The organism is Rhodococcus sp. WS3 (assembly GCF_003797085.1).
Classification (GTDB): Bacteria; Actinomycetota; Actinomycetes; order Mycobacteriales; family Mycobacteriaceae; genus Rhodococcus_F; species Rhodococcus_F globerula.
The window spans coordinates 1,085,239-1,099,292 of record NZ_RKMA01000003.1 but is presented as its reverse complement, the minus strand read 5'-3'; the positions used below and the strand labels follow the sequence as shown (position 1 = coordinate 1,099,292).

Below are 14,054 nucleotides of genomic sequence, written 5' to 3'. Positions count from 1 at the left end.
AAATGTCAACCATGAAAAAATATCGAACTTCCTGCGAACATTGATGTGGGAGCAACGATGATCGAACCGCTTGCCAAACGATCGTTCGCCTGACATTATGGGAATTTAGTGACGCAGGTCTCACGGATGTTGGAGGTGTGGATTCCGGTGAAACGCGTGGAAAGGAAGGAGTGTTCGGGCCGGTCAGGCCGGTTCGACCATCGCGGTGGCCAAAGCGCAGTAGCGATCCGCAAGGTCCTGCGCGCTCAGTGGGCCGTCGGCACGCCACCACACGCAGACCTGCTGCCCCATGTTGATGATGGCGCGAACGGCATCACGCGGATACGCGGTGCGAAACGCGCCTTCTTCCACTCCGCGTTCGATGACATCCCGGAAGATGTTCTCCTGCTCGTCGCGCAGTGCGACTACCAGGCGGTGCCCCGGCTCATCGAGACTGCGCAGCTCGGTTGCTCCGACAAGAGCGTCTTCGCGCCGCGTCGTGTGGAACATGACCCAGGCGCGAACCAGCGCTTGCAGTTGGTCTTTCGGCTCTCCGCCCGAGCGGAGCAGCGCGCTACGCGTCATGCCGTGAGCGTCTCGCAGTGCCTGGAGCATTATTTCCTGCAGAATGTCCTGCTTGGATTTGAAGTGGTGATAGATGGATGCGACTGTCAGATCGGCGCCTGCAGCGATGTCGCGCATGGATGTGCCGTGGTAGCCGCGTTCGTTCATGTTTCGGACGGCGGAATCGAGAATGAGCTGCCGGACTGCGGCAGTTTTTGCCACGCTCATTTTTCGAACTCCTCGCGTTCTGCACGTCTTCCGGTATCCGGACACAGCGTAGTAGCCGAACGATCACAAGGTTCGACGGGCAGCAAATATCCGCCGTGAACTGTGAAGATCCACGTCCTGTGAGCTTATCGTTCGTTAACAAGAGGAGAATTGCCTGTGCAGCACATATCGCTGACCGTGGACGATGGCATTGCCGTCATTACTCTCGATCGACCGGACAAGCTGAACGCCTTCACCACAATCATGGAAAACGAGCTGATCGAGGCGTTCAACAACACCGATGCTGACGACTCCGTACGCGCCGTGATTCTGACCGGAGCAGGCCGAGCGTTCTGTGCCGGCGCCGATCTGTCCTCCGGGCCGGATACCTTCACCGCATGGAGCGCCGAGCAGAACGGCGCAGAGGAGAGTAGTGCCGGCGAACGGCGCGATGGCGGCGGTCGTGTGGTGTTACGGATGTTCGACTCGCTGAAGCCGATCATCGCGGCGATCAATGGTCCTGCGGTCGGCGTCGGTATCACCATGACTCTCGCAGCGGACTTCCGATTGGCGGCCGACGACGCCCGGATGGGGTTCGTCTTCAATCGCCGAGGCCTTGTGCCGGAATCTTGTTCCTCATGGCTGCTGCCGAAGTTGGTTCCGCTGCAACGAGCGCTCGACTGGATTTACTCCGGGCGCATCTTTCCGGCTACCGAAGCCCACGCCGCCGGATTGGTCTACCAACTCTATTCTGCCGACGATCTGCTTGGCGAGGCTATTGCCCTCGCGCGCAGCCTTACTCGCCACAGCGCTCCGGTTTCTGTTGCTCTCTCGCGTCAGATGGTCTGGCGCCTGCTGGGCGCCCCACATCCCATGGTGGCGCATCGGATCGAGAGCATCGGGATCAACGCCAGAGGGGCGCAAGAGGACGTCCGGGAAGGCATCAGCGCCTTCCTCGGCAAGCGTGACGCGAACTTCCCGGATCGGTGCAGCGACGCGATGCCTGACCTGTTCTCGGAACATCTCCCGCGACCGCAGTGGTGATGGAACCACAGTGGTGACGGAAACCCGTACCCGCCACCGGAATCGAGGATTCCGGTGGCGCATAGGGAACGGCTCAGCGGCCGGTCCAGACAGCCGGGCGCTTCTGTGCAAAGGCCAGCGGGCCTTCCTGTGCGTCGGCGCTGGTGAAGACCACCTTCATTGCAGCGGCGTTGGCTGCCCACACATCAGGCTCCCAATCCGATGCCGTTGCGGTTCGATGGATCATCGACTTCGACTCCCGCACCGACAGCGGCGCGTTTGCCGCAATCTGCTCCGCCAATTCGAGTGCAATGTCCAGTGCGGTTCCCGCCGGTGCCACTCGGTTGACCAGGCCGAGTTCCTTGCCCTGAGCGGCCGTGATCGGTTCGCCGGTCAGGGCAATTTCGAGCGCCACCTTCCGTGGGACTTGTTGCTGCAGCCGGATTACACCGCCGGCAGCGGCGAACAATCCGCGCTTGACCTCGGGCAGGCCGAGCTGCGCGTTCTCGTCGACCACTGCAAGGTCGCTCGCGAGCACCAGTTCGGTGCCACCGCCGAGTGCAAATCCGTTGACCGCGGCTATGGTCGGCTTGCTGATCCAGTGCTGTACGTAACCTGCGAAACCCCATTCGGGATGGCCGTCGGCGTCGGTGCTCTCTCCCGCCGACAGCGCCTTGAGGTCCGCGCCGGCGCAGAACGCGCGGCCGGAGCCGGTGATCACGACGACGCGCACGTCGGCGTCGGCTTCGGCCTGTTCCAGCAAGGTGCCGACCGCGGTCGACAGAGCCGCGTTCACCGCGTTCAGGGCCCGCGGCCGATTCAGGGTGATGATCGCAACCTGCCCACGAACCTCGTACAGTGCTGCTGCTTCGGATGTCTGGTGCTCGGGCGTGATTGCCATGGACTGCCTCTCGTCGTAAAGTCTTACCTAGCGCTCGTTAAACTGTTACCACGGGCGTGCCCGAACAGTCAAAGATGTCGGATCACCACGAGGAGCATGTATGCGCGCGGTCCAGCTAGCCGAATTGATCGGACCGGAAGGGTTGCGTTCGGTGGATATCGCCGAGCCGACAGACCCGACGCGGGTAGTGGTGGATCTGCATGCCGCCGGAGTGTGTTTTCCGGATCTTCTGCAGACCACCGGCAGTTATCAGATGGCGCGTGACTTGCCATGTGTTCTCGGATTGGAAGGCGCGGGAGTTGTTCGTAGTGTGCCGGCAGGGTCGGATCTGTCCCCGGGTGACCGCGTAGCTGTGTTGTCCACGGAGGACGGATCCTGGCAGCGTACTGTGGCCGTGAAGCCGTCCTCGGTCTTCCCGCTCCCTGATTCCGTTTCTCTCACAGCAGGATCCGGATTTCTGGTCAACTACCTGACTGTGCATTTCGCGCTCGACGAGCGAGCTCGGTATCGAGCTGGTGAGACGGTGTTGGTTCACGGCGCTGCTGGTGGAGTGGGTATTGCCGCATTGCATGTCGCTGCCGCGCTCGGGCTCGAAACCATTGCGGTCGTGAGCACGCCGGAGAAGGCCGCACTGGCTGCCGAGTCGGGAGCATCGCATGTCGTCTTGGTTGACGGCTGGAAAGATCAAGTTCGCGAGATCACGAACGGTCGCGGCGTCGATATCATTCTCGACCCCGTCGGTGGTGATCGTTTCACGGACAGCTTGCGCAGTCTCGCTCCCAACGGTCGCCTGATCGTCTTGGGCTTCACTGGCGGTGAGATACCGACTGTCAAGGTCAATCGACTTCTGCTGAACAATATTTCGGTGATGGGCGCCGGATGGGGTGAGTATCTGCGAACCGATCCCGGATACCTTGCCCGTCAATGGAATGTGCTTTACCCTTTGCTCGAGTCCGGAGTTCTGCGAGTGCCCGAACCGACTCTCTATCCGTCAGATCGTGCCGTGGATGCGTTGACATCCCTGAAAGACCGGTCTGCTGTCGGAAAAGTGGCTCTGTCCTTCGAATGAGCTGGAACCATTCATCTTCCGTGAACGAAACCTTGGAGTGAAAACCATGTACCCCGGAGCCTATGTCGCAACAACCCCGGACAAAGCTGCTGTCATCGTCGCGGAGACCGGTGCGGTGGTGACGTTTGCGGAGTTGGAAGCGAATTCGATTCGCATCGCGCGTGTTCTGCACGAATTGGGTTTGCGACGCGGCGACAATCTGGCGGTACTCGCGACCAACAACATTCAAGTTTTCGACATCTACTGGGCCGCCATGCGGTCGGGTGTTTATCTCACGATGGTGAACTGGCATTTGACCGCTCCCGAGGGTGCCTACATTGTCGAGGATTGTGACGCCAAGATTGTCATCGTCGATTCAGCGCTACCCGAATTGGCGGGAACATTGGCCGATCTCATTCCGGCGAATGTGATTCGGTTGTCCTTCGGCGGCGAGCTCGAGGGATATGCCTCGCTCGACGCGGCGGCGGCGCTCGAGTCCGATGTGCCGTTGCCGGATCAGCCTCGTGGTGCCGACATGTTGTACTCGTCGGGAACGACCGGTCGGCCCAAGGGGATCAAGCCGGCGTTGCCTGATCGTCAGATTCAGGATGCCGGTGATCAGATGACGGTGATGAATCAGACTGCTTGGGGCGTTACGGATTCCGATGTCTATCTTTCGCCGGCTCCGCTGTATCACGCTGCACCGCTTCGTACCTGTGCATCGGTACAGGCGTTGGGCGGAACCGTCGTGGTGATGAACAGGTTCAATGAAGAGAAGGCACTCGAGTACATCGAGAAGTACCGCGTGACGTACAGCCAGTGGGTTCCGACGATGTTTGTTCGGATGCTCAAACTTCCACAGGAAACGCGAGAGCGTTACGACATTTCGTCGTTGCGTCTGGCGGTGCATGCTGCGGCGCCGTGCCCGGTTGACGTGAAGCGTCGGATGATCGAGTGGTGGGGCCCGATTCTCGACGAGTACTACTCGTCGACGGAGTTGAACGGTATGACTATCGTCCATTCCGACGAATGGTTGCGGAAACCGGGAACGGTGGGCCGGGCGGCCTTGGGTGTTCTGCATATCTGCGGCGAGAACGGTGAGGATCTGCCTGTGGGAGAGGTGGGCACCCTGTACTTCGAACGTGATGCACTTCCCTTCAACTACCACAACGCACCTGAAAAGACCCGGGAGGCACAGCATCCCGAACATCCGACATGGACAACGACGGGTGATGTCGGATATGTCGACGAGGACGGCTATCTGTTCCTGACTGATCGTAAGTCGTTCATGATCATCTCCGGTGGTGTGAACATCTATCCGCAGGAAATCGAGAACGCGCTGATCGAACATCCGTCGGTGTTGGATGCGGCAGTGATCGGTGTTCCCGACGACGAGATGGGCGAGATCGTGATGGCAGTTGTGGAGCCTGTTCCCGGACTGGAAGCAGATGATGCGCTTCGCGACGAATTGCTCGATCATCTGCGGGGGCAGATTGCGAAGTACAAGCTGCCGAAGCGGCTCGTGTTCAGCACCGATCTTCCGCGCACCCCTACCGGAAAACTTGTCAAAGGCACACTGCGTGCTCGTTATTCAGACAATGCCGGCGCACGATGAGCGGCCCGTTGCATGGAGTGCGCGTACTGGAGTTCGCCGGCCTCGGGCCGGGACCGCACGCTGCGATGATGCTGGCCGATCTAGGAGCCGATGTCGTCCGCGTCGAACGTCCGTCGGGCGGGCTGGAAATCTCGCCCAAGGATCAGGACCAATTGTTGCGCGGTCGCCGCTCGATCGAGGCTGATCTCAAGACCGACGCGGGACGGGAACTCGTCAGGGCCCTCATTGCGAAAACCGATGTGTTGGTGGAAGGTTTCCGCCCCGGCGTTACTGAACGGCTGGGGTTCGGTCCGGACGACTGCAGGAAGATCAACGACCGACTGATCTACGCCCGCATGACGGGTTGGGGGCAGGACGGCCCACTCGCTCAGCGCGCGGGGCACGACATCACCTACCTTGCGCTGACCGGTGTCCTCCATACGATCGGCCCAGCCGACAAGCCCGTCGTCCCGTTGAATCTCGTGGGCGACTTCGGTGGTGGCTCGATGTTCTTGATCCTGGGAATCGTCTCCGCGCTGTACGAACGCGAGAAGTCCGGTAAAGGCCAGGTGATCGACGCGGCCATAGTCGACGGAACGTCAGTACTGGCACAGATGATCTGGTCGCTGCGGGGCAGCGGGCAGTGGAGTGATTCTCGCGCAACCAATCTGCTGGACGGTTCGACTCCGTTCTACGACACGTATCGCTGCTCGGACGGCAAGTTCGTTGCTGTCGGTGCACTCGAGCCGCAGTTCTACCGAGCGCTGCTCGACGGTCTGGGATTCGATCCCGCGTCATTGCCCGAACAGATGGATCAGGATGGCTGGCCTGAACTGCGCGAGCGATTCACAGAAGCGTTTGCCGCACGTACACGTGACGAGTGGACGGCGCTCTTCGAATCGACGGATGCGTGCGTTGCGCCGGTGCTGAGTCCGGCGGAAGCTGCAACTCACCCACACCTGGCGCACCGTGGAACTTTGGTCGAAGCCGACGGAATAGTGCAGTCGGCGCCGGCACCGCGATTCTCCCGGACAGCAACGACTCAGCCCGCGGGGGCGCCCAAACCCGGCGCGGATACAGCAGCCGTGTTGAGCGACTGGCTTGGGGCCTGAAGTGGCGGGCACCTGAAATGGGGGGGACCTGAAGGCAGGTTCCCCCCAGATCGTCAACGCCGCCGGTAGGTCGGAGCCCGCTTATCGAGAAATGCCGCAGTAGCTTCTGCAGCGTCCTCGGTGAGAGCGGTAATGACCTGCTGGCGGTTCTCGAACTCGATCGCCGCATGCAGGGTCGGGGTTTCCAGTGCCAACCACATGCCCTTCTTTGTCATCTCGACCGAGACCGGCGGATTGTTCAGGATCTCACCGGCGATTCGAAGTGCCTCGGTGAGAAGGTTTTCCGAGTCGACAACTTGGGAAACGAGCCCGATGGATCGCGCATGCGCGGCGTCGAATCGACGCCCGGTCAGCATCAGTTCGTGTGCATTGCCGGCCCCGACGATGCGTGGCAACAACCACGAGACGCCGATATCGCACGCCGAGTATCCGGCGGTGATGAACGAGACCGCAAAAACTGCCTCGGGTGCGGATATCCGGATGTCACTGGCGCAGACGAGTGCTAGTCCGCCACCCGCCGCCGGCCCGTTCACCGCGGCGATCACAGGCTGGGGGAGTGAATTGATTCGCTCGGTCAGATGTGCAATGTCCTGCTGTCGTCCGAACGCCGCAAGGGTTCTGCCTTCTGCCTCGTCTCGCTCGGAGTCGCCGTAGCCCTTGAGGTCGAGCCCAGCGCAGAACGCTCGTCCCGCACCGGTGATGACCACGACACGACATGTTCTATCCGACGCGATGTCGTCCAGCGCTGCAGTTAGTGCCGCGACCAGATGGACGTCGAGCGCGTTGAGTCGTTCGGGTCGATTGAGAGTGAGCAGGGCAATGCCCGGCGTCGGTGTACTGATTTCGAGTAGGTCGGACATAGTCTGTTTCTCCTTGTTACTTATCGCTCGCTAAGGTATGAATGTCAGTGAATCGCTTACTTCGGCAAGACCCTTCCGTCGCCGCTTCCTGCCCCGACCGGACGACTGCCTGAACGACAAGGACCCGACATGACTGCAACACGACCAGACGTCTACTCGACCCATGACAACGGCGTACTTCGTGTTGTGATCAACCGCCCGCATCGAATGAATGCGGTGAACACCGAAGCGTTGCAGAATCTCTCTACGATCTTCGACGATCACGCGCGTCGCGGCGACGTACGGGTAGCGGTACTCGAGGGAGCAGGCAGAGCATTCTGCACCGGGGCGGACCTGGCCGATGCAGTGTTGTCGGGTCCGCCCTCCGCGGACACCATCGATGCCGCCAACGACCTGGCGCGTGCCATCAGGTCGTTCCCCACCCCCGTGATCGCAGCGGTGCGAGGTCCCGCTGCAGGAGTGGGTGTTTCACTGGCATTGGCGTGTGATCTCACCCTAGCTGCGGAGTCCAGTTACCTCCTGCTCGCCTTCACCAAGGTGGGCTTGATGCCTGACGGCGGTGCAACAGCTCTTGTTGCGGCGTCGATCGGCCGGGCTCGGGCCATGCGAATGGCACTCTTAGCGGAAAAACTTTCGGCACGAGACGCTTTCGACAGTGGACTGATCTCGCAGGTCTGCCCGGACGACGCATTCGACGACGAGCTTGCGGAGCTGATTCGTCGCCTGGGTAGCGGGCCGGGCAAGGCATTCCAGCAGACCAAGGACGCGATCAACGACGCCACCCTGACCGAACTGGACTCTGCCTTCGAGCGTGAGCGTGCCGGACAGATCTCACTACTCGCCGGTGCTGATTTTGCGGAAGGTGTTGCGGCGTTCCAAGGCAAGCGGGCGGCGGTGTTCGGTGGGTAGCAGTAGGCCGGGTGAACTGAGCGACGGGTTGCCGTCCGTGAATATTTGCAATACATCTCAGCTTTGACGTGGCACACTGGGTGACTCACAGCCGACGCACACGATCAGGAAGGACGCTCGAATGCACGCCAGCTTGTACTCGTACCGCAAGTCGCAGTCGATGATTCGTTTCCTGGACCGGCTGGCCGAAAACTCCGGCACGGCCGCCGGATTCCGCATGTGCTGAAGCCCCACCACTCGGGGCGTGCGCGTCCCGATACCAGCTCACCCAACGGGTGACCTCACGGCCGACCTCGGCCACCCCGGACGTCACACCTCGAGAACCACCACTCCCTCTGTGAGAGAACAAGGTTGTCGATTGTCATGCCTCGCCCACCCATCGCCATCACCACCCGCACCTGGATGAACGCGCACGTGCGAGTCCTCAACGCCACCTACGAGGACTTCGACCTCGTACCAGCCGCTCGCGCGATCGTGCTGCTCGTCGAGGATCTTGCACTCACTCTGGTCGAGCACTCTCCGCGCTTCGTCGTGCGCTCCCAGCATGTGGCAATCCCGCTGCCGCGGACGATCCAGCTGTTCGAGTACGTGCACACCCCGCCACGTCCGACGATCGACGACGACACCCGCGCGAGTTTCGCCGGCGTTCTGGCGCGAGACCACTATCGGTGCGCGTATTGCGGCGCGGCGGGGGCGACGACGGTCGACCACGTGTACCCACGTAGCCGAGGCGGAAACAACAGCTGGTCGAACCTCGTAGCGTGCTGCCTGACCTGCAATAACGCCAAGTCCGATCAGACCCCGGAAGAGTCAGGCATGCCGCTCCTCTGGGTACCTCGAACGCCTCGCACCGACCGCAAACGCCAACACACGATCTGGCGCGAATTGACTCCTCATCTCTGAATCGCCTTGGAAGGAGGCACATCCCATGACTACGATGATGACCTTGGCTGACCTGCTGCCTGTCTCGGAGGAGGTCGGAGACTGGGCCGTCGCCGCCTGCCGAGGTGATCGGCACCCAGACCGGTGGTTCCCCCACCCGAGTGAGGCGTTCGACTACGCGGCCGAGACCTGCGCCCGGTGCCCCATCACCATTGCATGCGGCGCCTATGCGGCCGATACTGCGCAGACCGGGGTCTGGGGCGGCTGTGAGTACCGGCAGGGCAAGATTGTCCGCTGACTGCACGTCGGACCCATACCAGTGGTGGTGTGGGTCCGACGGTTTCGATCGTCTCAACGCCTGTCAGTTCTTGGCGATGTCCCGACCGATGATCTCCTTCATGATCTCGGTGGTCCCACCGTAGATCGTTTGAATTCGACTGTCGACGTAAGCTCGCCCAATCGGGTATTCCATCATGTAGCCGTACCCGCCGTGCAATTGGACGCATCGGTCCACGACACGCTTTTGTAGTTCACTTGCCCACCATTTTGCCTGCGCCGCTTCGACGGCGGAGAGTTCCCCGTCGTTGATCGCCAGGACTGCATTGTCGACGTAGGCCTGTGTCACGTCGATTTCGGTGAGCATCTCGGCAAGCGCAAATCGTGTGTTCTGGAAGTCGCCGATGGGCTTTCCGAAGGCACTGCGGTCGAAGGCATAGGCCTTGGTCCATTCGTAGGCTGCACGTGCCACGCAGATTGCGCTGACGGCAATCGAGAGTCGCTCGCGGGGAAGTCGTTCCATCAAATGGATGAGTCCGCCGCCCTCTGTGCCGAGTAGGTTGCTTGCCGGAACACGGACGTTCTCGAATGACAATTCGGCTGTGTCCTGGCCTGCAAGACCCACTTTGTGGAGCTTGCGACCGCGGGTGAACCCTTCCATCCCACGTTCGACGACCAGGAGGCTGAAGCCGCGCGATCCTGCGCTGGGATCGGTACGGGCAGCGACGATCACGATGTCGGCATGGATACCGCTCGTGATGAATGTCTTCTGGCCGTTCAAGATCCAGTCGTCTCCGTCACGAACGGCAGTGGTCTTGATGCCCTGCAGATCGCTACCGGTTCCCGGTTCGGTCATCGCAATGGCGCAGATGATCTCTCCGGCAGCCATTCCCGGAAGCCAGCGTTGTTTCTGCTCGTCGGTACCGAGATCGGCGATGTACGGGATGACGATATCGTCCTGGAGTCCGAGCCCGGCGCCGAACGAAGTGGTGGCGCTACGGGCGATCTCTTCGGCAACGATGTAACGGTAGCGGTAGTCGAGTTCTCCTGACCCGCCGTACTGTTCGGGTACGGCCAAGCCGACGATGCCCATCTTACCGGCGGCAAGCCATGCCGATCGGTCCACGAGACGGTTTTCTTCCCAGTCGTCGTAGTGTGGGCTCACCTCACGGGCGATGAACTCGCGGACGGAATCTCGATAGGCTTCGTGATCTTCGGTGAAGAGTGTGCGACGCATACTTCCCCTCCTGTCCTAGACGGAAACGCGTTCGGTCATCGAGCGCAGACGCGCTCCGATGATGTCCTCGGCTTCGGAGACCATGCGCTGCACCATGTCGTCGACGGTAGGGATGTCGTGGATCAGTCCCTGCGAGGTTCCGACGGTCCAGATGCCGGCGTCGGGATCGCCCTTCTCGTAGACGGTGCGTCCGCGGGCGCCGGCGACCAGTTCGCGGACGTCTTCGAATTGTCCTCCACGTGAGAGGATGTCGACCACCTCGCGGCTGACCGTGTTGCTGGCGACGCGAGCGGTGTTGCGCAGTGGCCGGAAGATGAGTTCGGTCTGGGTCTCGTCGGCGGCGACGATGGCTTCTTTGATGTTCTGATGAATCGGCGATTCGACGGTGCACATGAAGCGTGTGCCCATGTTGATGCCGTCGGCGCCGAGAGCCAGGGCGGCGACGAGTCCGCGGGCGTCGGCAAATCCGCCGGAGGCGATCATCGGAATCGAAATCTTCTCTGCCGCTGCGGGGATCAGAACCAACCCGGCTACGTCGTCTTCGCCGGGGTGACCGGCGCATTCGAAGCCGTCGATGCTGATGCCGTCGACACCGAGGTCCTGAGCCTTCACCGCGTGGCGCACGGTGGTGCACTTGTGGAGCAGCTTGATTCCGGCGTCGTGGAACATCGGCAGGTGCGGTCCGGGGTTGGAGCCGGCGGTCTCGACGATCTTCACGCCCGAATCGACGATCACCTGGCGGTACTCGTCATATGGCGGCGGTGTGATGGACGGCAGGATCGTGAGGTTGACGCCGAAGGGCTGATCGGTGAGGTCACGGCAGCGGGCGATTTCGTTGGCCAGGTCCGCGGGTGTCGGTTGTGTCAATGCGGTGATGAATCCGAGTGCGCCGGCATTGGCTACGGCAGCAACGAGTTCCGCTCGCCCTACCCACTGCATACCGCCCTGCACGATGGGATGGCGAACACCGAACGTTTCCGTGAATGCTGTTGAGATCATGAGGGTCCTTGCTGTTGCGTCGGAGTGGAAGTCGGTCAGAGGTGGCTGATTCCGGCCAGGTCGCTGACGTAGTTTCGTGCCTTCGTGGAATCGAAGGAGCGTGCGATCTGCAGTTTCTCGGCTTCTAGTGAGCCTTCTGCGTGGGTTGCGAGTACGGATTGGTATCCGCCGTAGTCGCGGGCGGTGAGGTCGGCGATGAAGTTGAGTAGCCTCAAACGCTTTTCGGCAGGAACTGCAGCAGCGTAATACTTTTCGAGTACTGCGCGAATGTCGGGGTTGTCCCAGTCTTCGCCTCCGGGACCGGTGGCGAGCAGGCCGCCCGAGAGGTCGGTGAGTATTGCGACCGCGTTGTGAAATCCGTGGGCGAAGTGGTATTTGGCCATGTTGACGGCGAGCGGATCGGGCTGCTGAACGCCGTGCGCACCCGGCTTGGACCGGACGGCGGCCAGTTGCGCCAGCCCACGGACGGTTTCGCTCCAGGTGATCAGTTCCGTGATCTTGCCTTTGACGTGGCCGGCTTTGCTGATGCCGTTGGCTTCGGCGATCAGCGATGCCGCGCCGACCATGATGTCGAGCAGTGGCAGTTTGTAGTTGATGGCGGTGAAGCGGTGGTAGTCGACGAAGGCCAGTGCGAGCGGTCCGGCGAGTTCGGGTTGGCGGTTGAGGAAGACCCGATTCTTCGGTACGCGTACGTCGTTGAAGACGGTGAGCGATTCGAGCAGCTTGTGCTTCGTGGAGATCGGGAACTCGAACGAGTTGCGTTCCCCGGCAGCGTACGGGGAGACGTACAGTTCGAGGCCCGGTGTGTCGATCGGGATGGCGAAGGAGACCGCGTAGTCGGCGTCGTCGGGTCCCATGGCGCGGGTGGGCAGCACGATGAGCTCGTCGGCGTTCGCAGAGAACGAGGTGTGGCATTTGGCGCCGCGCACGGTAATGGAGTCGGCGTCTTCGTCGACGATGTGCAGGTAGAGGTCGGGGTCGGCCTGTTGACGCGGCGCGAGTGAACGGTCGCCTTTGACGTCGGTTTGGGCGACGGCCAGGGACAGGTCGCCTTCGCACACCCGCTGGTAGAAGGCGCGGGCGTTGTCGAGCCCTTCGCCGGTGGTGGCGCGTAGGAGTGCAAACAATGCGTCGCTGCCGACCTCTTTGAGGACGATGGTTCCGCCGCCGCGTCGTGATACCTCTTCGATGAGTGCTCCGCGGCGCACGAGGTCTTCGGCGGAGTTCGGTGCGACGTAGAACGCGCTGACTGGTTCGCCATCCACTTCGGTGATCGCGAGGTCGGGTCGGTCGTCGGCGATGTCGTAGCACAGTGCCGAATGATCCACTGCAAGAGTCAGTTCAGGCTCCGCGTAGACGTCGGATATCTTCTTCCCTCGGTAGAAGACCCGACGGTCGTCGTTGAGGCCTTTTCGGTACTGGTCACTGGACCGTATGCCCACGGGATACTTCCTTGCTCTTCGGTCGCGGTTATTGCTCTGAACATAGCTTAGCGATCGCTATATAAGCTATGTTGCACGGTCTTCAGATGTCAATGGGTTGGGTGAACGGCCATGCATCAGCGTGGTGACCCGTTCGGCGGCTTCGCGCACAAGTACGCCGAGTTCGGTAATGCGTTCCCCGGTTACGGATGACGGTGCGTCGACCAGGCAGAGAATCAGTGCGGGTGATGTGTCTTGATCGAATGCGGTCGCGTTCACGGACAGCAGTTGGTAGTGCGCGTTCGGGTCGATTGTTCCCACGGCAACGTCCGCGGACAGCAGTCGACGTGCCTCTCTCAGTGCGAGCGCGGCCCGCTGTCCGCCAACCCCCGGTGTGCGCAACTCTGCGACCGCATCGGAGATCGAACGGTCCTGTTGCCAAAGGCATTCCACGGCAAATCCGCGCTCCCGGACAGTGTCGAGGATCGGTTCGTACTCTGCCTGTAAAAAGTCGGTCTCCGTGCTCAGGGCTTTTGTACCGAGTTGAAGCCACTCGTCGAGTTGATCCTGCCCGTACCAAGCTGCCAGTGCGGCGCCTAATGGTGGTGCCATCAACACCTTGTCGCCGACGCGTAGTCCGAGCGTTCCGCTGCGTCCGGAGATCGGTTGAACAACTTCTGCGACAACCAGATCGGCGCCTGACCGGATGAATCCCAGGCATGCCAGTTCTGACGTGTCGGCCAATTCGTGCATGACGGTTCGGGCGAGATCGACGACATCGGTTGCGCGAGAGGCGGCCTGACCGATCGGGACCAGGGCGGGGCCGAGTTGGTACGTCTTGCGAACGGGATGGCGGACGAGCCAGCCCGACTCCGCCAGCGCGACGACCATGGGATAGCAGGTTGCCTTTGCGACCCCTAGGTGCCGAGCAATGTCGGCGAGGCTTCGCCCAGTTTTGGGATCGGATGCCAACAGTTCGGTGAGCATGACGATGCGATCGGTCTGCGGTGAGTTACGTGCCATGTGTTCGCATAATGCCACT

At 61.4% G+C, this 14,054-nt stretch carries 14 protein-coding genes; 7 read left to right on the top strand and 7 right to left on the bottom strand.

The annotated features are described in order from the left end of the window. Positions 1-183 precede the first annotated feature (183 nt). A complete protein-coding gene (locus tag EEB13_RS26325) occupies positions 184-771 on the bottom strand; it encodes a TetR/AcrR family transcriptional regulator (RefSeq protein ID WP_141486570.1) in 588 nt (195 codons plus the stop codon). A 156-nt stretch (positions 772-927) separates the two neighbouring features. On the opposite strand from EEB13_RS26325, the gene EEB13_RS26320 reads away from it, so the two are divergent. Beyond that, positions 928-1,794 carry a crotonase/enoyl-CoA hydratase family protein gene (locus EEB13_RS26320; RefSeq protein ID WP_141486569.1) on the top strand — a complete coding sequence of 289 codons (867 nt, stop codon included), beginning with the start codon at positions 928-930 and terminating at the stop codon, positions 1,792-1,794. A 73-nt stretch (positions 1,795-1,867) separates the two neighbouring features. On the opposite strand, the gene EEB13_RS26315 is transcribed toward EEB13_RS26320, so the two are convergent. Continuing rightward, positions 1,868-2,674 carry a crotonase/enoyl-CoA hydratase family protein gene (locus tag EEB13_RS26315; protein WP_141486568.1) on the bottom strand — a complete coding sequence of 269 codons (807 nt, stop codon included), beginning with the start codon at positions 2,672-2,674 and terminating at the stop codon, positions 1,868-1,870. 100 nt (positions 2,675-2,774) lie between these two features. Here EEB13_RS26315 and EEB13_RS26310 point away from each other — a divergent pair, with 100 nt between their 5' ends. From EEB13_RS26310 to EEB13_RS26300, 3 genes are read left to right on the top strand one after another with little or no spacing between them, the layout of a single operon-like run. Next, on the top strand, positions 2,775-3,743 hold the full coding sequence (locus tag EEB13_RS26310) for an NADPH:quinone oxidoreductase family protein (RefSeq protein WP_141486567.1): 969 nt from the start codon (positions 2,775-2,777) through the stop codon (positions 3,741-3,743). 46 nt (positions 3,744-3,789) lie between these two features. Continuing rightward, the gene (locus EEB13_RS26305) at positions 3,790-5,337 is read left to right on the top strand and encodes an acyl-CoA synthetase (RefSeq protein ID WP_095888164.1); all 1,548 of its coding nucleotides are present in this window, start codon (positions 3,790-3,792) and stop codon (positions 5,335-5,337) included. After that, positions 5,334-6,428, top strand: coding sequence for a CaiB/BaiF CoA transferase family protein (locus EEB13_RS26300; protein WP_045068371.1), 1,095 nt, complete (start codon positions 5,334-5,336; stop codon positions 6,426-6,428). Before EEB13_RS26305 ends, EEB13_RS26300 begins: the two co-directional genes overlap by 4 nt. A 53-nt stretch (positions 6,429-6,481) precedes the next feature. Here EEB13_RS26300 and EEB13_RS26295 read toward each other — a convergent pair whose 3' ends face one another. Continuing rightward, positions 6,482-7,288, bottom strand: a complete 807-nt coding sequence (locus tag EEB13_RS26295; RefSeq protein WP_033236360.1) for an enoyl-CoA hydratase/isomerase family protein — start codon at positions 7,286-7,288, stop codon at positions 6,482-6,484. A 129-nt stretch (positions 7,289-7,417) separates the two neighbouring features. Between EEB13_RS26295 and EEB13_RS26290 the strand changes: the two genes are divergently transcribed. From EEB13_RS26290 to EEB13_RS26280, 3 genes are all read left to right on the top strand, one after another. Continuing rightward, a complete protein-coding gene (locus EEB13_RS26290; RefSeq protein WP_033236361.1) occupies positions 7,418-8,197 on the top strand; it encodes an enoyl-CoA hydratase in 780 nt (259 codons plus the stop codon). 363 nt (positions 8,198-8,560) lie between these two features. After that, positions 8,561-9,100 carry an HNH endonuclease gene (locus EEB13_RS26285; RefSeq protein ID WP_033236362.1) on the top strand — a complete coding sequence of 180 codons (540 nt, stop codon included), beginning with the start codon at positions 8,561-8,563 and terminating at the stop codon, positions 9,098-9,100. A gap of 25 nt (positions 9,101-9,125) precedes the next feature. Continuing rightward, on the top strand, positions 9,126-9,377 hold the full coding sequence (locus EEB13_RS26280) for a WhiB family transcriptional regulator (protein ID WP_033236363.1): 252 nt from the start codon (positions 9,126-9,128) through the stop codon (positions 9,375-9,377). 63 nt (positions 9,378-9,440) lie between these two features. Here the strand turns inward: EEB13_RS26280 and EEB13_RS26275 are convergent, their stop codons facing one another. The 4 genes from EEB13_RS26275 to EEB13_RS26260 form a co-directional block, all read right to left on the bottom strand. Then, positions 9,441-10,592, bottom strand: coding sequence for an acyl-CoA dehydrogenase family protein (locus EEB13_RS26275; RefSeq protein ID WP_045068381.1), 1,152 nt, complete (start codon positions 10,590-10,592; stop codon positions 9,441-9,443). Positions 10,593-10,607: 15 nt separating this feature from the next. After that, on the bottom strand, positions 10,608-11,591 hold the full coding sequence (locus EEB13_RS26270; RefSeq protein ID WP_141486566.1) for an NAD(P)H-dependent flavin oxidoreductase: 984 nt from the start codon (positions 11,589-11,591) through the stop codon (positions 10,608-10,610). 35 nt (positions 11,592-11,626) lie between these two features. Beyond that, positions 11,627-13,033 carry a 4-hydroxyphenylacetate 3-hydroxylase N-terminal domain-containing protein gene (locus EEB13_RS26265; protein ID WP_033236366.1) on the bottom strand — a complete coding sequence of 469 codons (1,407 nt, stop codon included), beginning with the start codon at positions 13,031-13,033 and terminating at the stop codon, positions 11,627-11,629. A gap of 66 nt (positions 13,034-13,099) precedes the next feature. Beyond that, positions 13,100-14,035, bottom strand: coding sequence for an IclR family transcriptional regulator (locus EEB13_RS26260; protein ID WP_045068383.1), 936 nt, complete (start codon positions 14,033-14,035; stop codon positions 13,100-13,102). Positions 14,036-14,054 lie beyond the last annotated feature (19 nt).

Bases quoted from the DNA above. Each gene is read 5' to 3' on its own strand.
- EEB13_RS26325 (WP_141486570.1), bottom strand. From the start codon at position 771: ATGAGCGTGGCAAAAACTGCCGCAGTCCGGCAGCTCATTCTCGATTCC.
- EEB13_RS26315 (WP_141486568.1), bottom strand. From the start codon at position 2,674: ATGGCAATCACGCCCGAGCACCAGACATCCGAAGCAGCAGCACTGTAC.
- EEB13_RS26310 (WP_141486567.1), top strand. From the start codon at position 2,775: ATGCGCGCGGTCCAGCTAGCCGAATTGATCGGACCGGAAGGGTTGCGT.
- EEB13_RS26305 (WP_095888164.1), top strand. From the start codon at position 3,790: ATGTACCCCGGAGCCTATGTCGCAACAACCCCGGACAAAGCTGCTGTC.
- EEB13_RS26300 (WP_045068371.1), top strand. From the start codon at position 5,334: ATGAGCGGCCCGTTGCATGGAGTGCGCGTACTGGAGTTCGCCGGCCTC.
- EEB13_RS26295 (WP_033236360.1), bottom strand. From the start codon at position 7,288: ATGTCCGACCTACTCGAAATCAGTACACCGACGCCGGGCATTGCCCTG.
- EEB13_RS26290 (WP_033236361.1), top strand. From the start codon at position 7,418: ATGACTGCAACACGACCAGACGTCTACTCGACCCATGACAACGGCGTA.
- EEB13_RS26285 (WP_033236362.1), top strand. From the start codon at position 8,561: ATGCCTCGCCCACCCATCGCCATCACCACCCGCACCTGGATGAACGCG.
- EEB13_RS26280 (WP_033236363.1), top strand. From the start codon at position 9,126: ATGACTACGATGATGACCTTGGCTGACCTGCTGCCTGTCTCGGAGGAG.
- EEB13_RS26275 (WP_045068381.1), bottom strand. From the start codon at position 10,592: ATGCGTCGCACACTCTTCACCGAAGATCACGAAGCCTATCGAGATTCC.
- EEB13_RS26270 (WP_141486566.1), bottom strand. From the start codon at position 11,591: ATGATCTCAACAGCATTCACGGAAACGTTCGGTGTTCGCCATCCCATC.
- EEB13_RS26260 (WP_045068383.1), bottom strand. From the start codon at position 14,035: ATGGCACGTAACTCACCGCAGACCGATCGCATCGTCATGCTCACCGAA.